Source organism: Streptomyces flavusporus, assembly GCF_046267975.1.
GTDB lineage: Bacteria > Actinomycetota > Actinomycetes > Streptomycetales > Streptomycetaceae > Streptomyces > Streptomyces flavusporus.
Genome location: NZ_CP176503.1, coordinates 5,722,623 through 5,747,026, shown reverse-complemented (window position 1 = coordinate 5,747,026; position 24,404 = coordinate 5,722,623). Strand labels below are relative to the sequence as shown.

General features: G+C 70.9%; 23 protein-coding genes. 13 read left to right on the top strand and 10 right to left on the bottom strand.

Annotation, left to right across the window (positions count from 1 at the left end; genetic code table 11):
• The first annotated feature begins 63 nt into the window (after positions 1 to 63).
• From ACKTSN_RS27295 to mscL, 5 genes are all read left to right on the top strand, one after another.
• Complete coding sequence (locus tag ACKTSN_RS27295; RefSeq protein ID WP_409471520.1) at positions 64 to 1,353, top strand: MFS transporter; 1,290 nt, start codon at positions 64 to 66, stop codon at positions 1,351 to 1,353.
• Positions 1,354 to 1,421: 68 nt separating this feature from the next.
• The gene (locus tag ACKTSN_RS27290; protein ID WP_409471519.1) at positions 1,422 to 1,730 is read left to right on the top strand and encodes an FmdB family zinc ribbon protein; all 309 of its coding nucleotides are present in this window, start codon (positions 1,422 to 1,424) and stop codon (positions 1,728 to 1,730) included.
• A gap of 99 nt (positions 1,731 to 1,829) precedes the next feature.
• Positions 1,830 to 2,663, top strand: a complete 834-nt coding sequence (locus ACKTSN_RS27285; protein ID WP_409471518.1) for an S-methyl-5'-thioadenosine phosphorylase — start codon at positions 1,830 to 1,832, stop codon at positions 2,661 to 2,663.
• A gap of 155 nt (positions 2,664 to 2,818) precedes the next feature.
• Positions 2,819 to 3,412 carry a hypothetical protein gene (locus ACKTSN_RS27280; protein WP_409471517.1) on the top strand — a complete coding sequence of 198 codons (594 nt, stop codon included), beginning with the start codon at positions 2,819 to 2,821 and terminating at the stop codon, positions 3,410 to 3,412.
• A gap of 141 nt (positions 3,413 to 3,553) precedes the next feature.
• Complete coding sequence (gene mscL / locus ACKTSN_RS27275) at positions 3,554 to 4,030, top strand: large conductance mechanosensitive channel protein MscL (RefSeq protein ID WP_409471516.1); 477 nt, start codon at positions 3,554 to 3,556, stop codon at positions 4,028 to 4,030.
• Between the two features lie 49 nt (positions 4,031 to 4,079).
• Here mscL and ACKTSN_RS27270 read toward each other — a convergent pair whose 3' ends face one another.
• Positions 4,080 to 4,262 (bottom strand): hypothetical protein, encoded by a 183-nt coding sequence (locus ACKTSN_RS27270; RefSeq protein WP_224733615.1) that lies wholly within the window; start codon positions 4,260 to 4,262, stop codon positions 4,080 to 4,082.
• An 85-nt stretch (positions 4,263 to 4,347) separates the two neighbouring features.
• On the opposite strand from ACKTSN_RS27270, the gene ACKTSN_RS27265 reads away from it, so the two are divergent.
• From ACKTSN_RS27265 to ACKTSN_RS27250, 4 genes are all read left to right on the top strand, one after another.
• On the top strand, positions 4,348 to 5,589 hold the full coding sequence (locus ACKTSN_RS27265) for a low temperature requirement protein A (RefSeq protein ID WP_409471515.1): 1,242 nt from the start codon (positions 4,348 to 4,350) through the stop codon (positions 5,587 to 5,589).
• Between the two features lie 72 nt (positions 5,590 to 5,661).
• A complete protein-coding gene (locus ACKTSN_RS27260; protein ID WP_409471514.1) occupies positions 5,662 to 6,702 on the top strand; it encodes a P1 family peptidase in 1,041 nt (346 codons plus the stop codon).
• A gap of 151 nt (positions 6,703 to 6,853) precedes the next feature.
• Positions 6,854 to 8,083, top strand: coding sequence for a L,D-transpeptidase (locus ACKTSN_RS27255; RefSeq protein WP_409471513.1), 1,230 nt, complete (start codon positions 6,854 to 6,856; stop codon positions 8,081 to 8,083).
• Positions 8,084 to 8,277: 194 nt separating this feature from the next.
• Complete coding sequence (locus ACKTSN_RS27250) at positions 8,278 to 9,024, top strand: DUF6227 family protein (protein ID WP_409471512.1); 747 nt, start codon at positions 8,278 to 8,280, stop codon at positions 9,022 to 9,024.
• 182 nt (positions 9,025 to 9,206) lie between these two features.
• Here the strand turns inward: ACKTSN_RS27250 and ACKTSN_RS27245 are convergent, their stop codons facing one another.
• The 4 genes from ACKTSN_RS27245 to ACKTSN_RS27230 form a co-directional block, all read right to left on the bottom strand.
• Positions 9,207 to 11,276 (bottom strand): PTS fructose transporter subunit IIABC, encoded by a 2,070-nt coding sequence (locus ACKTSN_RS27245; protein ID WP_409471511.1) that lies wholly within the window; start codon positions 11,274 to 11,276, stop codon positions 9,207 to 9,209.
• Positions 11,277 to 11,508: 232 nt separating this feature from the next.
• Positions 11,509 to 12,456, bottom strand: coding sequence for a 1-phosphofructokinase (gene pfkB, locus ACKTSN_RS27240; protein WP_409471510.1), 948 nt, complete (start codon positions 12,454 to 12,456; stop codon positions 11,509 to 11,511).
• Positions 12,453 to 13,214, bottom strand: a complete 762-nt coding sequence (locus tag ACKTSN_RS27235) for a DeoR/GlpR family DNA-binding transcription regulator (RefSeq protein ID WP_409471509.1) — start codon at positions 13,212 to 13,214, stop codon at positions 12,453 to 12,455. The genes pfkB and ACKTSN_RS27235 overlap by 4 nt, the downstream gene beginning before the upstream one ends.
• A 201-nt stretch (positions 13,215 to 13,415) precedes the next feature.
• The gene (locus tag ACKTSN_RS27230) at positions 13,416 to 14,936 is read right to left on the bottom strand and encodes an MFS transporter (protein ID WP_409471508.1); all 1,521 of its coding nucleotides are present in this window, start codon (positions 14,934 to 14,936) and stop codon (positions 13,416 to 13,418) included.
• A gap of 63 nt (positions 14,937 to 14,999) precedes the next feature.
• Between ACKTSN_RS27230 and ACKTSN_RS27225 the strand changes: the two genes are divergently transcribed.
• Complete coding sequence (locus ACKTSN_RS27225) at positions 15,000 to 15,980, top strand: helix-turn-helix transcriptional regulator (protein WP_409471507.1); 981 nt, start codon at positions 15,000 to 15,002, stop codon at positions 15,978 to 15,980.
• 106 nt (positions 15,981 to 16,086) lie between these two features.
• Here the strand turns inward: ACKTSN_RS27225 and ACKTSN_RS27220 are convergent, their stop codons facing one another.
• Both ACKTSN_RS27220 and ACKTSN_RS27215 read right to left on the bottom strand, forming a co-directional pair.
• Positions 16,087 to 16,701, bottom strand: a complete 615-nt coding sequence (locus ACKTSN_RS27220; protein ID WP_409474928.1) for a TetR/AcrR family transcriptional regulator — start codon at positions 16,699 to 16,701, stop codon at positions 16,087 to 16,089.
• A 489-nt stretch (positions 16,702 to 17,190) separates the two neighbouring features.
• Entirely contained in the window at positions 17,191 to 18,189 is a 999-nt protein-coding gene (locus ACKTSN_RS27215) for a sigma-70 family RNA polymerase sigma factor (protein ID WP_385513431.1), read from the bottom strand.
• A gap of 188 nt (positions 18,190 to 18,377) precedes the next feature.
• On the opposite strand from ACKTSN_RS27215, the gene ACKTSN_RS27210 reads away from it, so the two are divergent.
• Positions 18,378 to 18,896, top strand: coding sequence for a GNAT family N-acetyltransferase (locus ACKTSN_RS27210; RefSeq protein ID WP_409471506.1), 519 nt, complete (start codon positions 18,378 to 18,380; stop codon positions 18,894 to 18,896).
• A 50-nt stretch (positions 18,897 to 18,946) separates the two neighbouring features.
• Here ACKTSN_RS27210 and ACKTSN_RS27205 read toward each other — a convergent pair whose 3' ends face one another.
• Complete coding sequence (locus ACKTSN_RS27205) at positions 18,947 to 19,741, bottom strand: dioxygenase family protein (RefSeq protein WP_409471505.1); 795 nt, start codon at positions 19,739 to 19,741, stop codon at positions 18,947 to 18,949.
• 103 nt (positions 19,742 to 19,844) lie between these two features.
• Here ACKTSN_RS27205 and ACKTSN_RS27200 point away from each other — a divergent pair, with 103 nt between their 5' ends.
• A complete protein-coding gene (locus ACKTSN_RS27200; RefSeq protein WP_224739716.1) occupies positions 19,845 to 20,354 on the top strand; it encodes a MarR family winged helix-turn-helix transcriptional regulator in 510 nt (169 codons plus the stop codon).
• Positions 20,355 to 20,445: 91 nt separating this feature from the next.
• On the opposite strand, the gene ACKTSN_RS27195 is transcribed toward ACKTSN_RS27200, so the two are convergent.
• Both ACKTSN_RS27195 and ACKTSN_RS27190 read right to left on the bottom strand, forming a co-directional pair.
• Positions 20,446 to 21,993, bottom strand: a complete 1,548-nt coding sequence (locus ACKTSN_RS27195) for an MFS transporter (protein ID WP_409471504.1) — start codon at positions 21,991 to 21,993, stop codon at positions 20,446 to 20,448.
• A gap of 147 nt (positions 21,994 to 22,140) precedes the next feature.
• A complete protein-coding gene (locus tag ACKTSN_RS27190; RefSeq protein ID WP_409471503.1) occupies positions 22,141 to 22,785 on the bottom strand; it encodes a TetR/AcrR family transcriptional regulator in 645 nt (214 codons plus the stop codon).
• A 311-nt stretch (positions 22,786 to 23,096) separates the two neighbouring features.
• Between ACKTSN_RS27190 and ACKTSN_RS27185 the strand changes: the two genes are divergently transcribed.
• Positions 23,097 to 24,386, top strand: a complete 1,290-nt coding sequence (locus tag ACKTSN_RS27185) for a M6 family metalloprotease domain-containing protein (RefSeq protein WP_409471502.1) — start codon at positions 23,097 to 23,099, stop codon at positions 24,384 to 24,386.
• Positions 24,387 to 24,404: the final 18 nt, after the last annotated feature.

The window sequence follows — 24,404 nt, the reverse complement described above, 5'->3', positions numbered from 1 at the left end:
CAAGAGGACAGCTCTCGGCGCGCCCGCACGGGCGCGCTACCAGGCGGCAGAAAGGCACAGGCCGTGGCGTCCACGGTCACGCCGTCGAAGGACTCGCCGGCCCCCTCCTCCCGCCCGGGATACGGGCAACTGCTGCGCACCCGCGGCGCCTGGACGTTCCTGCTCCCCGGTTTCGCGGCGCGCCAGCCGTTCGCGATGCTCACGATCTCCATCGTGCTGCTGGTGCAGCACACCACCGGCTCGTACGGCGTGGCAGGCGCCGCCGCGGCCGTCACCGGCGTCTCCATGGCGCTGTTCGCGCCCTACAGCGGCCGCCTCGCGGACCGCTTCGGGCAGCGCGCTGTGCTGATCCCCGGCGTGCTGGTGCACACGCTGTCCGGCCTCACCCTGACGGCGCTCGCACTGGCGGACGCCCCCCTGTGGGCGCTGTTCGCGGCCGCCGTCCCCACCGGCGCCTCGGTCCCGCAGATCGGCCCCATGGTGCGCGCCCGCTGGGGAGTGAAGCTCAAGGACTCACCGCTGATGACGACGGCGGCGGCGTTCGAGTCGGTCACGGACGAACTGACCTTCGTCGTCGGCCCGCTGCTCGCCACCGCACTGTGCACCGCCGTGAACCCGGCCGCCGGCCTGGTGACGGAGGCGTCGCTGACCCTGGTCGGAGGTCTGCTGTTCGCCGCGCAGAAGGACACCCAGCCCGCGGTCGCCGCCGGTGGGCACGCGCGCGTGCAGCACGCTTCCGCACTCCGGGTCCCCGGGGTGCGTGTTCTGATCGTGGCCTTCCTGGGCATCGGCTCCGTCTTCGGCGGCATGCAGGTGTCGCTGGCCGCCTTCACCGAGTCGATCGGCGAGCCCGGCCTGAACGGCGTCCTGTACGGGACCTTCGCCGCCGGCAACATGCTCTCCGGGATCGCCTGCGGCGCCATCGCGTGGAAGGCGGCCCCCCACCGGCGCCTGGTCGTCGGATACGCGGCCCTCGCGCTGGCCGCCTCCGGCCTGTGGGCGGCACACTCGGTGCTGCTGCTCGCCGGTCTCGGCCTCCTGGTCGGCATGTGCATCGCGCCGACCCTGATCACCGGCTACACGCTTGTCGAGGGGCTGGTTCCGGCCGGGGCGCGCACCGAGGCCTTCACCTGGCTGACCGGCGCGGTGGCGCTCGGCCAGGCGGGCGCGGTCACGGTGGCCGGACAGTTGGAGGACCGCTTCTGGGGCGGCGCCGGGTTCCTGGTTCCGCTCGGCGGCACGGTGCTCGCCCTGGCGACGCTGGTGGCGCTTCGCTCGCGGCTCACGGCACGGCCGCACAGCCGCACCGTCGCGCGTGGCGTCGGTCACCGCACGCCGGTCGCAGTGGACTGAACCCGAGGAATACGTCACTATGGACCGTCGTTAGCACTCATTGAGTGAGAGTGCCAGGAGGAAGACAAGTGCCGACCTACCAGTACCAGTGCACCGAGTGCGGCGAGGGCCTCGAGGCGGTGCAGAAGTTCACCGACGACGCCCTGACCGAGTGCCCCAACTGCGGTGGCCGCCTCAAGAAGGTGTTCTCCGCCGTCGGTATCGTCTTCAAGGGCTCCGGCTTCTACCGCAACGACAGCCGCGGCTCCTCGTCGAGCAGCTCGTCGGCGTCGTCGAAGCCGTCGTCCTCGTCCTCGTCCTCGTCGACGTCGTCCTCCTCGTCCTCGGACTCGAAGGCGTCGGGCACCGGCACCTCGGCCGGCAGCACCGCCGCCTGATTCACACGCACGGGACCCTGCCGTCGTACGGCGGCAGGGTCTTCGGTGTTTTCGGCACCGGCCCGTGCGCGTCGTCGGGCGCCAGCTACTGTGCTGGTCATGGCGAACGCAGAGATCGGTGTAATCGGCGGCTCCGGCTTCTACTCGTTCCTCGACGAGGTGACCGAGATCCAGGTGGAGACGCCGTACGGGCCGCCCAGCGACTCCCTCTTCCTCGGCGAGATCGCCGGCCGACGGGTCGCCTTCCTGCCGCGGCACGGACGCGGCCACCATCTTCCGCCGCACCGGATCAACTACCGGGCCAACCTGTGGGCGCTGCGGTCACTCGGGGTGCGTCAGGTGCTCGGCCCGTGCGCGGTGGGCGGCCTGCGGCCCGAATACGGGCCGGGCACGCTGCTCGTCCCGGACCAACTGGTCGACCGTACGAAGTCCCGGGTGTCGACGTACTTCGACGGGCTGCCGCTGCCCGACGGCACTGTGCCGAACGTGGTGCACGTCTCGCTGGCCGACCCCTACTGCCCGGCCGGACGGGCCGCCGCGCTGAAGGCGGCGCGTGGGCGGGACTGGGAGCCCGTGGACGGCGGCGCGCTGGTCGTGATCGAAGGGCCGCGCTTCTCCACCCGCGCCGAATCGTTGTGGCACCGGGCGCAGGGCTGGTCGGTGGTGGGCATGACCGGCCACCCGGAGGCGGCGCTCGCCCGCGAACTCGAGCTCTGCTACACGTCGCTGACCCTGGTCACCGACCTGGATGCCGGCGCCGAGACCGGAGAGGGCGTCTCGCACGACGAGGTGCTCCGGGTGTTCGCCGCGAACGTGGACCGGCTGCGGGGCGTGCTGTTCGACGCGGTGGCCGCACTGCCCGCGAACGACGAGCGGGACTGTCTGTGCACGACGGCGCTGGGCGGGATGGATCCGGGGTTCGCGCTGCCGTAGCGCGGTCCCGATTCGCGCTGCCGTAGCGCGGAACGTCCCGTTCGGGTGAGGGAGTTTTCCACAACCTGTCGGTAGTCCACCTGTCTCAGCGGGCTGTGGCGCGAAGCCTCATCGTGGGTTCGCAAGCCCAGTCCGCAGTGCAGGTGGTGGTCCACATGTCCCTTTCTCCCTCTTCCTCTCCGTCCTGGGCGGAGCCCTCCCCCTCTTCTTCCGTTCGGCGTCCGCATCCGCATCCGCCGGGTGGCGACGTGCCCGCGACGTGCGAGGTACCGCACTTCGCGCCCGTCCGCGTGCGCGGCGGGCGGTTTCTGCTGCACCGGCTCGTACGGCACCGGCGGCGGGCCCTCGCGGCCGGGCTCGCGGTGACCGCTGCAGCGCTCGTGGCGGCAGGACCGCGGGGCCCGGCCGATCATCATCGCAACGAGCAGGCCCGCGGTCACCCGGTGGCGGACCGTTCGTCGGAGCGCCGACCGGTGGAGCGGGTCTCCGCTCCCGTACGGATCGCCGACGCCGCCACGGTACGGCTGCTGCGGCCCGGCGACCGGGTCGACGTCGTCGCCGCCGAGGAGACGGCGACGGGCGGAGAGGCCGGCGTGGTCGCACGCGGGGCACTGGTGACCAAGGTGCCCGAGCCGCTGGACGGTGAGGTGGACAGCGGTGCGCTGGTGGTGCTCTCGGTACCGCGTTCCACCGCGGCCCGTCTCGCCGGGGCGAGCGCCACGGCACGGCTGGCGGTGACGTTGTGCTGAACCGAGCCTTGCCAACGGGGCGCCAATTGCCGTCAAGTCCCTCGTTCCAGCTACCGGATTGGACAGTGCTGCCTCGCTCTGACGTAGGTTGCGGAGCTGTTTGTTCCACAACCTGTGTGTGTGACGAGGAGAGGCCACGAGGTGAGCGAGAAGAAGGAACCGGGCGTCTGGGACGGCTTCAAGGCCTTCCTGACGCGCGGGAACGTCGTCGATCTGGCGGTAGCGGTGGTCATAGGCGCCGCCTTCACCAACATCGTCAACTCGGTGGTGAAGGGCGTCATCAACCCACTGGTCGGAGCGATCGGCACCAAGAACCTCGACAGCTACAGCTCGTGCCTGAAGGGCCCGTGCGCGCTGGCGACGGACGGTTCGGTCTCGCGCGGGGTCATGATCCTCTGGGGCTCCGTGCTGGGAGCCACGCTCAGCTTCGTGATCACCGCGGCGGTGGTCTACTTCCTGATGGTCCTGCCGATGGCCAAGTACCTGGCCCGTGTGGAGGCCCGCAGGAAGGCGAGGGAGGGCACGCACGAGGTCATCGAGGTGACCGAGCTGGAGGTGCTCAAGGAGATCCGCGACTCGCTGGTCGCTCAGCGCGGCTCGGGCCACACCGAGCATTAGGGCTGATTCGCGGGGCCCCGGGGGCGGTTGTCCGCCGGGACCCGCCGGTTCACAGGTGGTGGGGCGGCTTCTCGTCGAGGAAGCGCTTCAGGTCGTCCGTCGCGTCCCCGCCGGTGCCCGGACGCTCACCCCAGCCACGGTCCGTGTCGTCCGCGGACTGCTCGTTCAGCGGGTCGTCGAAAATCAGCGCGGCCTTGGGGTCGCGCTGCTCGGGGGCAGGGGAGGTGCTCATGCCCCCAGAGTACGGGGCCGAGGACTCCCCTCCTCGTGAATCCGTTCACACGACTTTCCGACCGATATCTGCTGTGCTGGGCATCATGACGTCCAGTCCCACTTCATCGCCCTCGCCGGCGGGCGCGCCGGGCAACCCTCACAGACCACTGCGCCGGCTCACGGCCCGCGGTCGCGGCGAGGCGCATCGCGTCGCCTCGCCGCTGGAACTCTTCTTCGACCTGTGTTTCGTCGTGGCCGTCGCGCAGGCGGGCATCCAACTGGTGCACGCCGTCGCCGAGGGACACGCGGGCGAGGGCATCCTCAACTACGCCATGGTCTTCTTCGCCATCTGGTGGGCCTGGATGAACTTCACCTGGTTCGCCTCGGCGTACGACAACGACGACGCCCTCTACCGCGTCGTGACGCTGGTGCAGATCGCCGGCGTGCTCGTACTCGCCGCCGGGATCTCGCGGGCGTTCGAGGACCATGACTTCACCGTCGTCTGGCTCGGCTATGTCGTCATGCGGCTGGCGATGGCCGCACAGTGGCTGCGGGCCGCGAGATCCGCCGAGGGCCGGGCGAGAGCGGCGGCACTGCGCTACGCGGTCGGCGTGCTGCTCTGCCTGGTCGGCTGGGTGGGGCTGGTGCTCCTGCCCGAGCCCGCTCGCCCCTGGTGGTTCCTGGTGATGGCAATCGCCGAGCTGTGTGTGCCGATCTACGCGGAGCGGGCCTCGATGACGTCCTGGCATCCGCACCACATCGCCGAGCGGTACGGCCTGTTCACGATCATCGTGCTCGGTGAGACGATCGCCGCGGCCACGGTCGCCGTGAAGTCGGGCGTGGACGAGAACGACGCACTCGGCGAACTGCTGCCGATCACGGTGGGCGGCCTGCTGATCGTGTTCTCCGCCTGGTGGATCTACTTCGTAGTGCCCATTCACGGACATCTGCGGTCCAGCAGACAGGCGTTCGTGTGGGGTTACGGCCACTATCTGATCTTTGCCTCGGGGGCCGCGATCGGCGCCGGCCTGGAGGTGGCGGTCGAGCAGGCGGTCGGCAAGGCACACATCTCCACCTTGTCCGCCTCTGCCGCAGTGACCCTGCCGGCGGCGCTCTACCTGCTCACCGTCTGGGCACTGCACTCGCGCCACTTCAAGGTGGGCATCACCGAGCAACTGGTACTGCCGACCGGGGCATTGCTGGTGATCTGCTGCACCTTCCTGGGCAACTGGGCGGTCCTCGCGGCCGGCATCGTTTCGGCGCTGACCGTGGCGATTGGGGAGACGTTGACGGCACGTACGGCGTTCGGACGGCTCAAGGCGAGGGTCACGACGCCGGCGGGCTGACGCCGTGCTGTGGGCGGGCGCCGGGGCGCGCGTGCTGGGGAGCGGGCCCCGAAGCAGGCGAGACTGATTCCCATGACAGTTGACGCTCTGACGGACGTGACAGGCCTGCGGGTGGGGCACGCGAACCGCACCGGCGACGGTTGGCTCACCGGCACCACGGTGGTACTCGCCCCCGACGGCGGGGCCGTCGCCGCCGTGGACGTGCGCGGCGGCGGTCCCGGCACCAAGGAGACCGACGCTCTCGACCCGCGCAACCTGGTGCAGAAGGTCGAGGCGATCGTGCTGACCGGCGGCAGCGCCTACGGGCTGGACGCGGCGTCCGGTGTGATGGCCTGGCTGGAGGAGCAGGAGCGGGGCGTGCGTGTGGGGGCGGATCCGGCGCATGTCGTGCCGGTCGTGCCCGCCGCCTGCGTCTTCGATCTGGGGCGGGGCGGGAACTTCCGCGCCCGGCCGGACGCCGCCCTCGGGCGGGCCGCGGTGGAGGCGGCCGCGGCGAGCGAGGTCGGCGCGGCCGTGGCGGAGGGCTGCGTCGGCGCCGGTACGGGGGCCACGGTCGGGCCGGTCAAGGGCGGGGTCGGCACCGCGAGCACGGTCCTCGACTCCGGGATCACGGTGGCGGCGCTGGTGGTCGCCAACGCGGCGGGGTCGGCGACGGATCCCGAGACGGGCGCCCTGTACGGGGAGTTGTTCCAGGGGCGGGTGAACTACCCCGATGCGCACGTCCATGACGCGGCGCGTCGGCGCCTCGCCGAGTGCGCGGCCCGGAACGCGCCGCCTCCGCTGAACACCACGCTCGCGGTGGTCGCCACCGACGCGGACCTGTCGAAGGCGCAGGCCCAGAAACTGGCGGGCACGGCGCACGACGGGATCGCGCGCGCGGTGCGGCCGGTGCATCTGCTCAACGACGGCGACACGGTGTTCGCGCTGGCGACGGGAGTGCGCGGGCTCGACGCCGGGCAGCCCCTCGCGCTGAACGAGATCCTCGCGGCCGGCGCGGATGTGGTGACGCGCGCGATCGTACGCGCGATGCGCGCCGCGGAGTCGGTGGACGGGCGGGGTGGGGTGTGGCCGTCGTACACGGAGCTGTACGGGAGTCACGCGACCCGGCACTGAGAGGGTTCTGCGCCCAGCCGACCGGGCCGTTTGTCCCGGTTCTGTCACGCGATGGCGTTCAACGCGACCGGAGGGAACCCCACCGGTCGCCGATCCCCTCTTTCTCGACGCTTGGAGCGGATCACGCACATCTGACGAATGGGAGCAGCCCGTGACAACGCCGGACATGGCGCAGCGGCGCGCACTGGTGGCCGGTGCGGCCCTGATGGTCGGCGCCCTCACCCTCACCGCCTGTGGCGGCAGCGCCAAGGCCAGCAACAACGGCAAGAGCGGCGGCAAGGACGACGCCAAGACCTCCGCGGCCAGGATCGCCATATCGGCCAAGGACGGTTCGACGGGCGCGTCGATCAACACGACGGGTGTGAAGGTCAGCGACGGACGGCTGACCGACGTGAAGATGACGGTGGCGGAGACCGGGCAGGCCGTACCGGGGGCGTTGTCCTCCGACGGCAGGAGCTGGAAGCCGAAGGAGCAGCTGGAGCGGGGAACGAAGTACGAGATCGCGGCGACCGCGAAGGACGCGGACGGGACGGCCGCCGCCGCCAACTCCGTCTTCACCACCGTCACTTCGGCCAACAGCTTCATCGGGACGTACACCCCGGACGACGGCACGACGGTCGGGGTCGGGATGCCGGTGTCGTTCGAGTTCGACAAGGCGATCAGCGACAAGAAGGCCGTGCAGTCGCACATCACGGTCACGTCGAGCAGCGGACAGAAGGTGGTCGGGCACTGGTTCGGGTCGCAGCGGCTGGACTTCCGGCCCGAGGAGTACTGGAAGGCCGGCTCCAAGGTCACGATGAAGATCGACCTGGACGGTGTGGAGGGCGCGAACGACGTCTACGGGGTGCAGAAGAAGACCGTCACCTTCACCATCGGACGTTCGCAGGTCTCCACGGTCGACGCCGGCACACAGACCATGACGGTCGTGCGGGACGGCAGGACCATCCGCACGGTGCCGATCTCGGCGGGCAGCCCGCAGCACAGCACGTACAACGGCCGGATGGTGATCTCCGAGAAGTTCGAGCAGACCCGGATGAACGGCTCGACGGTCGGCTTCGGCGGGGAGTACGACATCCCGGACGTGCCGCACGCGATGCGACTGACCAGGTCCGGCACGTTCATCCACGGCAACTACTGGTACAGCAAGGGCAGTCCGCCCTTCGGCCGCCAGGGCACCAGCCACGGCTGCGTCGGACTGCAGGACGTGCAGGGCGCGCAGGGCGCGCAGGGTGACACTCCCGGCAAGTGGTTCTACGACAACTCGCTCGTCGGGGACGTTGTGATCGTCAAGAACTCTCCCGACACGACGGTGGCGCCGGACAACGGCCTCAACGGCTGGAACATGGCGTGGAGCGAGTGGATCGCCGGCAGCGCCACCTGACCGCCAGGCTCGACAGTTCGCCGCAAGTAGCCTCTCACCAGCCGCCTTTGATGAGACGTCGGGTCGCGTGGGAACCTCATCCGCGGCCCGCCCGTTTTCCGGGCGTACATTTTCTCGGTTCCCGGACATGATGTCCGACCGAGGGGCTACGGTATGCACCCACAAGGTGACACGCAGCAACGCCGGGAGAAACCTTGAGCGTTCCGTACGAGACGGCAGCGTACGAACCACCCGAGTCGCCCGAGTCTCCGGAGGAGCACCTCACGCGACTGCTCGGCCGTGCCCTGAACTCGTTCGAGCTGCCCGACGAGACGATAGGGCGGCTCGAGGGTGCGCTCGCGCATGACAGTTCTCTGCACTCCGCGCACCACAGCGCGGGCCTGCACCGCGAGACGTACCGGCACACCTGGCTGCTCGCCGACGGCTCGGCGCTCACGCTCTGGGAGCTCGTGCACAACACCACGCCGGGCGGCGCCCCGCAGCACGAGGTGTATGTCGACGCGGAGGAACTGCGCGCCGCCGGCGCCCGGCTGCCGCTGCCGCCGGACCCACCGGAGTTCGAGCTGCCGATGGTGATGCAGCTGTCGCCGGTCCTCGAACCGCGGCATGTGTACGTGCCCGACGACTCGGCGGACCACGCGCGTCGGCTGCTGCGCCGGGCGGAGAACCCGGACCGGCCCGGTGCGGAGACGGCCGCGCTGCTGGCCACGGCGTGCGCGCACCAGATCACGCAGGCCTTCGGGCGTCCCTGCCGCGCGGGACGCGCCGGGCTGTGCTTCTCGCTCTACGAGCATGCGTTCCTGCTGATCGACGGGCAGGAGATCTCCCTGTGGGAGGTGGAGCACACGGCCACACCGGACGGGCGGCACATGTGCGAGGTGTACAAGACGGAGGACGCGGCGCGGGACGCGATGGAGCGCAGGGCCGCGCAGGTGTCGTAGACGCCATGGTCCCGGGACCGAAGTCCCGGGACCATGAACTCCCTTAGGGCCTGTCCGGCGGATCATGCCGCAGACGCGGGGTCTGGCACGCCCATCTGCACCTATGGGGCGCCGCCGATTTCCTGCGACCTGATCCGCCGGACAGGGGCCCCGCACCCGCCGCCGGGTGGTTGGCGTGAGCCTTACGCCACCACCGGCTGCTTCACCTCCGCCGCCGCGGCCGGGCCGCCCGCCGGTTCGGACGCCTCGGCGCCGGGTGCCGGCTTGCGCAGGCCCTTGAGGAGGATCACCAGGCCTGCCGTCACCGCCGTACCGGCCGCGATGGCCAGCAGGTACAGGAACGGCTTGCCGATCAGGAAGGTGACCCAGATGCCGCCGTGCGGGGCACGCAGGGTCGAGCCGAACGCCATGGTCAGCGCTCCGGTCACCGCGCCACCCGCCATGGAGGCCGGGATGACCCGCAGCGGGTCGGCAGCCGCGAAGGGGATGGCGCCCTCGGAGATGAAGGAGGCGCCGAGGACCCAGGCCGCCTTGCCGTTCTCGCGCTCGGCGCTGGTGAACAGCTTCTTGCGCAGGGTGGTGGCGAGGGCCATGCCCAGCGGCGGGACCATGCCGGCGGCCATCACCGCGGCCATGATCTTCATCGCGGAGTCGCTGGGCGCCGCGACGGAGATGCCCGCGGTGGCGAACGTGTACGCGACCTTGTTGACCGGTCCGCCGAGGTCGAAGCACATCATCAGGCCGAGCAGCACGCCGAGCAGGATGGCGTTGGCGCCGGACAGCCCGTTCAGCCAGTCGGTCAGGCCCTGCTGCGCCTCGGAGATCGGCTTGCCGATGACCACGAACATCAGGAACCCGACGACCGCCGTGGAGATCAGCGGGATCACCACCACCGGCATGATGCCGCGCAGCACCGGCGGGATGTTGATGCGCTGGATGCCGAGCACGACAGCACCGGCGATCAGACCGGCGACCAGACCGCCGAGGAACCCGGCGCCGATCGTCAGGGAGATCGCGCCGCCGACGAAGCCGGGCACGAGTCCTGGCCGGTCGGCCATGCCGTAGGCGATGTATCCGGCGAGCACCGGGACGAGGAAGCCGAAGGCCGCCGCGCCGATCTGGAACAGCAGCGCGCCCCAACTGTCGACCTGGCCCCAGTCGAAGTACTCGGTGACCGACTTGGCCTCGTTGATCTGGTAGCCGCCGATCGCGAAGCCGAGGGCGATCAGCAGACCGCCTGCCGCGACGAACGGGACCATGTAACTGACGCCGGACATCAGCCACTTGCGCAGCTTGGTGCCGTAGCCCTCGCCCGGCTCACCGGCGCGTTCCACCGGCGTGCCGGGGCGGGCGGCGGCCGTGACCTCGCCGCGCTCCGCCTTGCCGCGCACCTCGGCGATCAGCTCGGCGGCACGGTTGATGCCCGCCTTCACGCCGACGTCGACGGTCGGCTTCCCGGCGAAGCGGTCCTTCTCGCGTACGGGGAGGTCGTGGGCGAAGATCACGCCGTCCGCCGCCGCGATGACGTTCGGGTCGAGCCGGGTGAATCCGGCCGAGCCCTGCGTCTCGACGACCACCTCGACGCCCGCCTCGCGGCCCGCGTTCTCCAGCGACTCGGCCGCCATGTACGTGTGGGCGATGCCGGTGGGGCAGGAGGTGACGGCGACGATACGGAAGGGGCGGTCGCCGTCGGAGTCGTCGGCGGTGTCACCCGTGGCGGCGTCGGCGGAGGCCGCCCCCGACGCCGCCACGGAGTCTTCGGTGGCGCCCTCGGCGCCTTCGGTGGTGCCCTCGGCCGGGGCCGCCTGCGGCTCCTCCCCACGGATGAGCGCCGCCGCGGCCGCCGCGTCGCCCACCGAGCGCAGCGCGTCGGTGAACTCGGTGTTCATCAGCTGCCGGGCCAGCGACGACAGGATCGTCAGGTGGGCGTCGTCGGCGCCGGCGGGCGCGGCGATCAGGAAGATCAGGTCGGCGGGCCCGTCCGCGGCACCGAAGTCGATGCCGGCGGCGCTGCGCCCGAAGCCGAGCGTCGGCTCGGTGACGTGTTCGCTGCGGCAGTGCGGGATGCCGATACCGCCGTCGAGGCCGGTCGGCATCTGCGCCTCGCGGGCGGCCACGTCGGCGAGGAAGCCCTCCAGGTCGGTCACCCGGCCCAGGGCCACCATGCGTTCGGCGAGGGCGCGCGCCGCCGCTTCCTTGGTATCGGCGGACAGGTCGAGGTCGACCAGGTCCGCGGTGATCATGTCGCTCATCGCGGGCTCCTTCGCACGCGTATCGCCCGGTCAGTGGGGTGGGCGGAAGAGGGGACGGGGGTGCAGTGGGGGGTCGGGGGTGAGGTGGAGGCGGGGCCGGGGAGACCCCGCCTCCACCGGACGGCAGGGCGGCTCAGGGTGCCCTGCCGTCCGGCGGCCGCGGCGGGCAACGGGGGGTGCCGCCGCTTCGTGGCCGGTTCAGGGGGTGTCGTCGAGGACGTCGTCCGTACGTTCATGAGACCGGCTCCGTCAGTTCGCGGTCCACCGGGACCTCGGCCGTCACCGTCACCGCGGCCGGGTCCAGGTCGCCCGGCGCCGGCATCACGCTGCCGGGCAGCTGGACGGCGGCCGCGCCGTGCGCGATCGCGGAGGCGAGCGCCTCCGGGCCGTTGCCGCCGGCGATCAGGAAGCCGGCGAGCGAGGAGTCGCCGGCGCCCACGTTGGAGCGCACGACGTCGACGCGCGCGCTGCCGAACCAGGTGCCCGCACCGTCCACGAGCAGCTGCCCGTCGGCGCCCAGGCTCGCCAGCACGGCGCGCGCGCCCCGCTGGCGCAACTCCTCGGCCGCCTTCACGGCGTCACCCACGGTCGCCAGCGGGCGCCCGACGGCCTGCGCGAGCTCCTCGGCGTTCGGCTTCACCACGTCGGGCCGTTCGCGCAGCGCTTCGAGCAGCGCGGGGCCTGAGGTGTCCAGCGCGATGCGCGCACCGTCGGCGTGCGCCCGCGCGACCAGGTCGGCGTACCAGGACGGCGCGAGGCCCCGGGGCAGGCTGCCGCAGCAGGCGATCCAGTCGGCGTCGCGCGACCGCCGGCGCACGGTCTCGAAGAGCAGCTCCTGTTCCTCGGCCGACAGCTCCGGGCCGGGCGCGTTGATCTTCGTGAGGACGCCGTCGGCCTCGGCGAGCGCGATGTTGGAGCGGGTGGCGCCGGCGACGGGGACCGGCGCGACCTCGATGCCCTGTGCGTCGAGCAGGTCGGCGACGAGCGCCCCCGGCGCACCACCCAGGGGCAGCACCGCCACCGTGCGCCGCCCGGCGGCCGCGACGGCGCGTGAGACGTTCACGCCCTTGCCACCGGGGTCCACGCGCTCGGTCTCGGCACGGATGACCTCACCGTGCTTCAGGGCCTGGACCTCGTAGGTGCGGTCGAGGGACGGGTTCGGGGTGACGGTGAGGATCATGCGCGCACTACTTCCGTGCCGCCGCGCTCGATGGCGGTGGCGTCTTCGGGGCTCAGCTCGGTGTCGGTGATCAGCAGGTCCACATCGCTCAGATCGCCGAAGCGGGCGAAGTGCTCCTGGCCGTGCTTGGAGGAGTCGGCGAGCAGCACCACGCGGCGGGCGGCGGCGAGGGCCGTCCGCTTGACCGCGGCCTCGGCGAGGTCGGGAGTGGTCAGGCCGTGCTCGGCTGAGAAGCCGTTGGCGGCCACGAAGAGGACGTCCGCCCGGATCTCGCCGTATGCACGCAGCGCCCAGGCGTCCACGGCGGCGCGTGTGCGATGCCGTACGCGCCCTCCGACGAGGTGGAGCTGGATGCCGGGGTGGTCCGCGAGGCGGGCCGCGATCGGCAGGCTGTGCGTGACGACGGTGAGCGAGGACTCCGGCGGGATGGCGGCCGCCAGCCGCGCCACGGTCGTACCGGCGTCGAGGATCATCGTGCCCTCGGTGGGCAGTTCGGCGAGGGCTGCCTTCGCGATGCGGTCCTTCTGGTCGGCCGCGGTGGACTCGCGCTCGGCGAGGTCCGGCTCGAAGTCGAGTCGGTCGGCCGGGATGGCGCCGCCGTGCACCCGGCGGAGGAGGCCCGCGCGGTCGAGGGCCTTCAGGTCGCGGCGGATCGTCTCCGCCGTGACCTGGAACTCCTCGGCCAGCGACACCACGTCCACGCGGCCGCCGTCACGGGCGAGACGGACGATCTCCTGCTGCCGCTCCGGTGCGTACATGCCCGATCGCCTCCGAACCATGCCCGAACGTGTGGTTTCACCGGCGAGGCTACGCCTGGATTTCGGGAAAGTAAACAGGTTCGGACCCAGTCGGGCGCAAACGGGCCTCTGTTTCTGCCTGAGCACAGGCGAGGGCCCGGCACCTGGAACGAAGCCGTTCCCAGCTGCCGGGCCCTTCGACGGACGGTTCGTGCGGTCCGCTCAGTGCACGAGCTCCGGCTCCTTCTCCACCGCCGGCAGCTCCTCCCCCGCGCCCTCCACATGCTGCGCCGGACGCCTCGGCAGGGCGAACATCAGCAGGAAGATCACCACCATCACCACGGCGACCCACCCGACCGCATGCTGGAAGCCGTCCACGAACGCCGGACCCGGCTGCGCCGAGGCAGGCCGGTCGTCGACGACACCGAAGAACACCACCGAGACCAACCCGAGCCCGAGCGCGTTGCCCATCTGCTGCACGGTGCTGATGAGCCCGGACGCCGAACCGGCGTGCTCGCGCGGCACCTCCGACAGGATCGCGTCCGTGAGCGGGGCGACGATCAGGCCCATGCCCGCACCCATGACGATCAGCGGCAGCGCCATCTGCCAGGGGGCGATGGCAAGGCCGTACCGCTCGGACTCCCAGACGTAGAGGACCAGTCCGGCCGCCATCACCAGCGCGCCCGCCTGCAGCACCCCGCGCCCGAAGCGCGGCACCAGCTTCTGCACCGACATCCCGGCCGCCACCGACACCGCGATCGAGAACGGCACCCCGGTCAGCCCCGCCCGCAGTGCGCTCCAGCCCAGGCCTATCTGCATGTACAGCGTCCACACCAGGAAGAAGATGCCGAGCCCGACCCCGAAGACGGTCTGCACGGCGATGCCGGCGGCGAAACTCTTGACCCTGAACAGGGACAGTTCGATCAGCGGAGAGCCGTCCCGCGCCGCCTTACGCCGCTCGTACGCCACCAGTGCCGCGAGGACCACCAGCGCGCCGCCCATCGAGACGTATCCCCACAGCGGCCAGCCCAGCTCGCGGCCGCGGGTGAGCGGGTAGAGCAGCATCAGCAGACCCAGCGTGACCAGGGCGACGCCGACGAGATCCAGTTTCAGGGCGTACGGGGCCCTGGACTCGGTGATGAAACGGCGGCCCAGGATCAGGCCGGCGACACCCACCGGAAGGTTGATCAGGAAGATCGGGCGCCATTCGAGGCCGAACAGGTTCCACTCGGTCAGCAGGGCGCCGAGCAGCGGACCGGAGACCGCGCCGAGGCCGACGATCGCGCCGAACAGCCCGAAGACCTTGCCGCGTTCGTGCGCCGGGAAGGTGGCGTGCACGATCGCCAGGACCTGCGGCACCATCAGCGCGGCCATCGCGCCCTGCAGGATGCGGGAGGCGACGAGCATCTCCGGGTTCGCGGCGAGGCCGCACAGCGCGGAGGCGAGGGTGAAGCCGCCCATGCCGACGAGGAAGACGCGTTTGCGGCCGTGGATGTCGCCCAGCCGGCCGCCGGTGATCAGACCGGCGGCGAAGGCGAGCGCGTAACCGGCGGTGATCCACTGGATCTGGCTGAAGGAGGCGCCTTCGTTCCGCTGGATCGACGGGATCGCAATGTTCACGATCGTGACGTCGACGAGGTCCATGAAGGCCGCGGTCATCACGATCGCGAGGGCGAACCAGCGGCGGCGGTCGGCCGCTCCGGCCCCGGCCGATGAGGTCAAAGAGGTCTCGGTGGAGGTCATGTCCCGAAACCTATGGGCGCATTAGGTCAGATCATGTCCTAGTGCTGCGGCATCCTCGAACTCATGACGACGGACACTCCAGCACGCATCCTTCAGCTCCTCTCCCTCCTCCAGACGCCCCGCGAATGGCCCGGCGGCGAGCTCGCCGAGCGGCTCGGGGTGTCGCGGCGCACGGTCCGGCGGGACATCGACCGGCTGCGCGAGCTGGGCTATCCCGTGCAGGCGACCAAAGGGGCCGACGGCGGCTACCGGCTCGTCGCGGGCAAGGCGATGCCGCCGCTCGTGCTCGACGACGAGGAGGCGGTGGCCATCGCCGTCGGCCTGCGGGCCGGGGCGGGGCACGCGTTGGAGGGCGTGGACGAGGCGTCGGTCAGGGCCCTGGCCAAGCTGGAACAGGTGCTGCCGGGTCGGCTACGGCACCGGGTGGCCACGCTGCAGGCCGCGACCACGCCGCTGACCAGCGGGGACGGGCCGAGTATCGCGCCCGAGACGCTGACCGCGATGGCGTCCACGGTGGCCGGGCGGGAGCGGCTGCGGTTCGCCTATCGGGCGAAGGACGGCAGCGAGTCGCGGCGGCTGACGGAGCCGTACCGGCTGGTGTCGACGGGGCGGCGGTGGTACCTCGTGGCGTACGACCTCGATCGGGCGGACTGGCGGACGTTCCGGGTCGACCGGGTGAGCGAGCCGTTCGCCACCGGGGTGCGGTTCGCTCCACGGGAGTTGCCGACGGGGAGTGCGGCGGAGTATCTGCGGCGGTCGATCGGGCGGCGGCAGGAGACGTACGAGTTCGCCGTCACGTTCGAGGCGTCGGCGGAGGTGGTGGCGGCTCGGCTGCCGCGGTGGCTGGGGGTACCGGAGGCGGTGGGGGTGGGGCGGTGCCGGTTGGCCGGCGCCGGCGGGGATCCGGTGGAGTGGTTGGCGGTGCGGTTGGCGATGGTGGGGGTGGAGTTCGCTGTGGAGGGGCCGGGGGAACTTGTGGAATGCGTACGGGAGTTGGGTGGGCGGTTGAGTCGGGCGGGTGAGGTTGGGGGGGACGCCGGGTGAGGCCGGCGCGGGTGCGCGGCGTGAGGGCTCGGCGGGGGCGGGTGGCGCAGCCCGGCGCCGGCGGGTTGCCGCCCGCGCCCACCCGTACCGGACCTTCAGCGGAGCGCTACTCCCACCGGAATCCCCGCAGTGCCCCAAGGTTTCGCAGGGCCAGCTCCGCTGGGCCGGACGGGCCCGAGGCCGGGGTCTGGCCTGATGCCCAGGACTCGACGGCCACGCGGACCGATGCGCTCGCGACCGCTGCGGTGAAGCGGAGTTCCGGGGTCACGGTGATTCGGTCGGCAACGTTGTCCTGACGCTCTGTGACCGAAGACGTCCCAGCCCGTGCCCTTTCCGCCAGCACCTCCGCCAGCATGTCCTCCGACACCCGGCACACCTCTGCCCACACCTTTCCGATGGCCGGGTTCGTATTGGCCAGGTGGATGAGGGTGCGGACCCATTCCCAGGAGGCGGCCGAGACGCCCAGGCCCGGGGTCAGGGTGTGACGTATCGCGTGTTCCAGGGCCTCGGGTACGGGAAGGCCGACGGGGGCCTCGCGGACGGCCTCCACCCAGCGCTGAGCGCCGGCCGCGTAGAGCGGGGCGACCGCCTCCTCCTTGGTGGCGAAGTAGCGGTAGAAGGTGCGCGGGGCGATGCCCGCGGCCTGGGCGATGTCCTCGGCGCGGGTGGCGCGCAGACCGCGTTGTACGAAGAGTCCGGCCGCCGCCCGGGCGATCTCCATCCGCGTTGCCGCCTTACGCCGCTCCGTCAGCGAGGACGAAGGGGCAGACCGGGAGGTATGGGACGAAGAACGGCGCGGGTTCTGCGCGGAGGTGGTGCTGCTCACCTCGGCAGGCTATGCCCATGTGACACAATCTGCCATCCGGCGGGCCACCCCGGTGTTCAGGTACGGGGTGCCCCGCCGCCCAGTCGTGCCCGCGCCCGGAAGAGCAACAGCCGGGCCCCGACGCCCGGGGGAAGGCGCCGAAGCCCGGCTGGGGAAGGTCCCGGCGCCGGGGGGAGTGCGTCGGGACGTGGCTCTGGTTGCGGATGCGGTCCAGCTGCGACCGGTGCTGGGCCCCCGAACTCCCGTGCTCGGAGGTCTTGTTCCCTGGCCTGCGTCGCTTGAAGCGGCGTTACATCGCCATGTTTGCGCGGCCTTTCGCCACCCCGCGTACGACCCGGCACGGGTCGTACGCCCATCGAATGCCGGCCGCCGTCCGACGGGCGGTCACGCCGCCGCGTCGAACCCGGTGGACCGCGCCAGCTTCTTCAGCTCCAGCAGTGCGTGCTTCTCGATCTGGCGGATGCGCTCGCGGGTCAGGCCGTGCTCCTTGCCGACCTCGGTCAGCGTGCGCTCCCGGCCGTCCTCGATGCCGTACCGCATCTTGATGATCGAGGCCGTGCGCTGGTCGAGGCGGCCGATCAGGTCGTCCAGCTCCTCGCTGCGCAGCAGCGTCAGCACCGACTGCTCCGGCGACACCGCGGAGGTGTCCTCGAGCAGGTCGCCGAACTGGGTCTCGCCCTCGTCGTCCACCGACATGTTCAGGGAGACCGGGTCGCGGGCCCAGTCGAGCACGTCGATGACGCGCTCCGGCGACGAGCCGAGCTCGGCGGCGACCTCGGTGGGCTCCGGGTCGCGGCCGTGCTCACGGTTGAACTCGCGCTGCACGCGCCGGATCCGGCCCAGCTCCTCCACCAGGTGGACGGGCAGGCGGATGGTGCGCGACTGGTCGGCTATGGAGCGGGTGATCGCCTGGCGGATCCACCAGGTGGCGTACGTGGAGAACTTGAAGCCCTTGCGGTAGTCGAACTTCTCGACCGCGCGCACCAGGCCCGCGTTGCCCTCCTGGATCAGGTCGAGCAGCGGCAGACCGCTCCGGGGGTAGCGGCGGGCCACGGCGACGACCAGGCGGAGGTTGGAGCGGATGAAGATGTCCTTGGCCCGCTCGCCCTCGGCGACCAGGGCCTCCAGTTCGGCGCGGGTGGCGTCGGTCTGGGTCTCCTCGTATCCGTCGAGGACCTGTCGCGCGAACACACCCGCTTCGATCGTCTGGGACAGCTCGACCTCCTTTGCGGCGTCGAGCAGCGGTGTACGCGCGATTTCGTCGAGGTACATGCCGACCAGATCGCGGTCCGCGATCTCGCCGCCATGGGCGCGAACACTGCTGGGCGCGTCGACGGTCTCGCCCGCGGCGGACGTACGACGGGCGACGGCACGGGTTGCCATGCGTGCTCCCTTGCGATGGTGAGGTCAGCGGGTGGTCTTGCGGACGCTCAGCACTCTCGGCGCTTTCTGCGGCTCTTCGGGTGCCCTGCATCCGATGGAAACAACGACTGGAATCCGGACAGAATTCCCAACCCACCCTCGATTTTTCTGATCATGCAGTACCCTGTCCCGCCAAGCAGGGAGGCGCGATGCGGCCGGGACGTACAGAGGTGCAGGTCAGGCCAGGAGTCGAGAGTGACCTCGAGGCCCTCACCGACCTCTACAACCACTACGTACGTGAGACGCCCATCACATTCGATACCGCGGTCTTCACTCCGGAAGAGCGCCGCCCTTGGCTGCTCTCCCACCCTGAAGACGGACCGCACCGGCTGATGGTTGCCACGGACGCGGACTCACAGGAAATTCTGGGGTACGCCACATCCAGCCCTTATCGCGCGAAGCCCGCCTACGACACCTCCGTGGAGGTCACGGTCTACGTCGCCCCGCACGCCGGGCGCCGCGGCATCGGCACGCTGCTCTACAAGGCCCTCTTCGAGGCCCTGGCCGGCGAGGACCTGCACCGCGCCTATGCCGGCATCGCACAGCCCAACGAGGCGTCCGCGCGGCTGCACGAGCGCTTCGGGTTCCGGTACGTCGGGACATACCGGGAGGTGGGCCGCAAGTTCGGGCGGTACTGGGACGTCGCCTGGTACGAGAAGGACCTCTGAGACGCCCGGCGAACGCCTGGCGACACCCGGCGAACACCCGGGGAAGACCGTCAGCCGAACTGCACCGACCGCTTCGCCATCCCCATCCAGAACCCGTCGATCACCGACTTCTGCGCGTCCAGCTCACCGGCCACCTCCGCCGCGCCCATGGTCACGAACAACGGTGCGAAGTGCTCGGTGCGGGGGTGGGCGTAGCGGCCCGCCGGCGCCTTGTGGAGGAAGTCCAGCAGGGCGTCCACGTCACGGGCCTCCAGCGCGCGCCGGCCCCAGTCGTCGAACTCCGAGGACCAGCTCGGCACTCCCCCGTCGGCGTGGCGCAGCGCGGCGAGGTTGTGGGTGAAGAAGCCGGAGCCGACGATGAGCACGCCCTCGTCGCGCAGCGGGGCCAGCCGGCGGCCGATGTCCATCAGCCGCACGGGGTCGAGGGTCGGCATGGAGATCTGCAGGACCGGGAGGTCGGCCTCGGGGAACATCTCCACCAGCGGGACGTACGCCCCGTGGTCGAGCCCCCGGTCGGGGATGTCCTGCACCGGCATGCCGGGGGCGCGCAGCAACTTGCGTACGGACTCGGCGAGTTCGGGGGCGCCGGGGGCCTCGTAGCGCACCTGGTAGTAGTGCTCGGGGAAGCCCCAGAAGTCGTAGACGAGGGGGACCGTCCGGGTGGCACCGAGGGCGAGGGGGGCCTCCTCCCAGTGGGCGGAGACCACGAGGATCGCCTTGGGGTGGGGCAGGTCGGCGGACCAGGCGGCGAGCTGGCCGGGCCAGACCGGGTCGTCCGCGAGGGGCGGGGCGCCGTGGCTGAGGTAGAGGGCGGGCATGCGCTCCTGGGCGGCTGCGGCGGACATGACGGCGGCTCCCTGACGGATTACTTGAAGTCTCAAGCTGTCTCTCAAGAGACTACGCCGCTTTTGTTTAAAATTCAAGAAGAGGGCTCGTACAGTGGACCCCATGAACACGGCACCCGCATCCGCTGACGCACCCCGCTGGCTCACCGAGGAGGAGCAGCGCATCTGGCGCTCCTACCTGCATGCCACCACCCTCCTCGAGGACCACCTCGACCGCCAGCTCCAGCGCGACGCGGGCATGCCGCACGTCTACTACGGGCTCCTCGTCGGACTCGCCGAGGCCCCGCACCGCCGGCTGCGGATGACCGAACTGGCCATGAAGGCGAAGATCACCCGCTCCCGCCTCTCGCACGCGATCGCCCGCCTGGAGAAGAGCGGCTGGGTGCGCCGCGAGGACTGCCCCTCCGACAAGCGGGGCCAGCTCGCGGTGCTGACGGACGCGGGCATGGAGGTACTGAAGCGGTCCGCGCCGGGCCATGTGGCCGCCGTACGGCAGGCGCTGTTCGAGCGACTCACGCCGGAACAGCAGAAGTCCCTCGGCGAGATCATGCAGATCGTCGCCGAGGGACTCCAGCCCGATGACGCGGGAGCGGACCTGCCCTGGCTCCGCTGAGGGAACCAGGGCAGGTCCTGGGGTCGTACGGACGAGGCGTCCCCTCCTCGTCCGTACGGATGGCCCGAAGGGGTACGAGCCGGCGTCGGCGTCAGTGTGCGATCACCGGCACCGCCACCTCGTCCTCGGCACCCTCACCGGAACCGGAGCCGGTCACCGCGGCGGTGTCCGGGCGGCCGGCGTTGATGAAGGTCACGGCGATCACCGCGGCGAGGACCAGGATGCCGACGGCGACCCAGATGGCGCTGGTGTAGCCCTGCACCATGCCCTCCAGCTGCACGACCTGCTGCTGGGTGGGGGACGTGGCCGAGCGGATGTGGTCGGCGATGTACGAGGTCGTCGCCGAGGCGGCGATCGTGTTCAGCAGAGCGGTGCCGATCGCGCCGCCCACCTGCTGCGAGGTGTTGACCATCGCGGAGGCGACACCGGAGTCCCGCGGCTCGACGCCCTGGGTGGCCAGGGACATCGCCGGCATGAAGGCCGTACCCATACCGAGGCCGAGCAGCAGCATCGCCGGCAGCAGCAGGGCCGCGTACGAGGAGTCGATCTCCAGCTGGGTCAGCATCAGCATGCCGACGGCCGCGACCAGGAAGCCGGGGCCCATCAGCAGGCGCGGCGCGACCCGGGTCATCAGGCGGGTGCCGATCTGGGTCGAGCCCACGATCATGCCGACGATCATCGGCAGGAAGGCGAAACCGGTCTTGACCGGCGAGTAGCCCTTCACGATCTGGAGGTAGTAGGTCAGGAAGAGGAACAGGCCGAACATCCCGATGATCGCCAGGCCCAGCGAGAGGTAGACACCTCCGCGGTTGCGCTCGGTGAGCACCCGCAGCGGCAGCAGCGGGGCCTTGACGCGGGCCTCGACGAACACGAACGCGGCGAGCAGCACGGCGGATCCGACGAACATGCCGATCGTCACGGAGTCGCTCCAGCCCTCGGACTCGGCGCGGGTGAAGCCGTAGACGAGCGCGACCAGACCGAGGGTGGACAGGATCACGCCGGGGATGTCGAGCGGGGAACGGTTGCGGCTGCCCTCGGGCTCACGGATGACGAACCAGGCACCGGCCGCGGCGACCACCGCGAACGGGATGTTGACGAAGAACGTCCAGCGCCAGTCCAGGTACTCGGTGAGGAAACCGCCGAGGATCAGACCGACGGCGCCGCCACCACCGGCGATCGCACCGTAGATACCGAACGCCTTGGCGCGCTCCTTGGCGTCCGTGAACATCACGGCGAGCAGGGACAGCGCGGCCGGCGCGAGGAGGGCGCCGAAGACGCCCTGCAGGGCGCGGGAGCCGAACATCATCGCCTCGTTGGTGGCGGCGCCGCCCAGCGCGGAGGCGGCGGCGAAGCCGGCCAGGCCGAGGACGAAGGTGCGCTTGCGGCCCCACAGGTCGGCTATGCGGCCGCCGAAGAGCAGCAGGCCACCGAAGGCGAGGGCGTAGGCCGTGACGACCCACTGCCGGTTGCCGTCGGAGATGCCCAGGTCCTGCTGGGCGGAGGGCAGGGCGATGTTCACGATGGTCGCGTCGAGGACGACCATCAGCTGGGCGAGCGCGATGAAGACGAGCGCTTTCCAGCGGCCCGGATCAGGGGCGGGTGCGGAGGCGTCGGGGACGCTTCGGGCTGTTTCAGACATGGATGTACCCACTTCGGGACTTCGGGACTTCAAGACGTCAGAACGTCAGGACGGAAAACTCAGTACGTCGGGACGGTGAACTCAGTACGTCGGTACGGGAATTCGGGACTTGCTTCGGGATTTCGGAACGTGCGGATCGGTCGGCGTCTATGCCAGGCGCAGGTCCTCCACGGTCACCGCCCTGCCCGGCAGGGCGGAGGGGGCCGGCGCCCGCAGTCCGTCCAGGAACAGCTGGAGATGACGGTGTACGAACCGGTCGATGCTCAGGCACGGCGACCCGGCCGGGGGCCGGCTGAGCTGGGCGACGACGATCATCAGGTCACCGACGCCGATGTCGGTGCGCAGTTGCCCGGCCGCCTTGGCCCGGCCCATGAGCTCCTCGACGAGCTGCTCGACCCGCAGACGCGCGGCCTCCAGGTCGGGATGGTGTTTGTCGAACGTGGTGGAGACCATCGGGCACAGCGCGCTGATCCGCTCGTCGGCGGCGGTGTGCACGAAGTGCTCCAGTGCCTCGAAGGCGTCGCCACTCTCCGTGAGGGCGTGCTCGGCCGCCCGGGCCGTACGGTCCATGACCGAGCAGACGACCTCGCGGACGAGGGCGTCGCGGTCCGGGAAGTTGCGGTACACCGTGGCGTTGCCGACGCCGGCCCGGCGGGCGATCTCGTCGAGCGGCACATCGGGGCCGTGTTCGACGAACATCTCCCGGGCGGCGGTGACGATCCGTTCCCGGTTGCGCAGGGCGTCGGCGCGCGGCTGGCTTGCCTTGCGGCGTTCGGGAGTGGCGGTCTGCACGGCGTACTCCTGGGACTGGTGAGGCGGATGGGCTCAGTGGGCTGACGATCCGGGGAGCGAATCCCCGTTTCGCTCGGACGCATGGTTAAACGGGGATTCGATCCCCGGTTATTTCCCGCTCCAGGAGAGATTTCCTGTGACCCGCGTCACAAGGTCGGTCATATGGCCGTAAGGGCCCGCTGACCGGCCCTTACGCACCGGAAATTCCCACGATCGGTCTCCTCCAGCGCGCGTCCGCGCCCCACCCGGCACAGGGTGAGCGAGAGGGTGCAGCCGGAGACCGGTGGCTGCCTGGAGCGAAAGGTCCAAGCATGCAGCCGCAGTCGTCCAGCCATCGGATACGCAGGCGGCGTGCGGCCGCCCTCGCAGCGGTGACCGCGCTGACCTTCGCACTCAGCACATCGGCCGGCACGGGCCGGCTCACGGCGGGCTCGGTGTCGGCGGGGGCGCGTCCGCTCACCCACCCGGCCCATCCCTCTGCCCTCACCCCGTGCATGATCCGCAGCGATCTGGACGTCCAGATGTCGGAGGGCATACCGACATCCGACGGCTACTCCCGTTCCACCGGCACAGTCCGCGCCCTCACCCTGATGATCGACTTCTCGGACACCCCCGGTCAGGGCAAGGCGATGGACCGCTTCCACGAGTTCTTCCCGCAGACCCGGGAGTGGTTCCGCACCAGCTCCTACGGCCGCCTCGACTACCGGCCCGAGACCCCGGTCCGCGGCTGGCTGCGCATGCCGAAGTCGTTCAAGGCGTACGGCATAGAGCGCGGCGCGCCCTTCGAACCCGGCTACCGCCGGCTGGTCCAGGACATCGTGGCGGAGACCGACGCCAAGATCGACTTCCGCGCGTACGACCTGCTGAACGTGCTGGTGACGCCGAACGCGGGCCCGTCGGCGCTCGACACCGTCCTGTCCGTCACCTTCGCGGGCAACGGCGACGCACCCACGGCGGACGGCATACCCCTCGCGAACGCGTCCTTCGTCTACTCCCGCCAGGACGACGGCTCCGGCTCCTACGACAAGACCGGCTTCCGCGTCCTGCCGCACGAGAACGGCCATGTCTTCGGGCTGCCCGACCTCTACACCCAGGAGGGCGGGGGCGCGGTCGGCCACTGGGACATCATGAGCGAGGACTGGGGCGCCAACAACGACCTCCTCGGCTGGCACAAGTGGAAGCTCAGCTGGCTGGACGCGACCCAGGTGAGCTGCGCCGCCGCCCACGGCACGACCGAGCACACGCTGACCCCGCTGGCCCGCAAGGGCGGCCCGAAGCTCGTCTTCATACCCCTCGACAAGCGCACGGGCTACGCCGTCGAACTGCGCACCCGCGACGGCAACGACGAGGCGGTGTGCCGGGCGGGCGTGCTGATCTACAAGGTGGACGCGGAAGTGGACACCGGTCTCGGCCCGGTGAAGGTGTTCGACTCCCAGCGCGACAGCGGCGGCTGCACCCGCAGCCCGAACGTCCACGCCGAACTCTCCGACGCCCCCTTCACCCCCGGCGAGACCTTCGAGGACCCCCGGCGGGGCATACGGATCGCGGTGGCGGGCGCGGACCTGGACGGCAACCACACGGTGCGGGTGACCCGGCGGTAGCCGGTGCGACGGCCCACC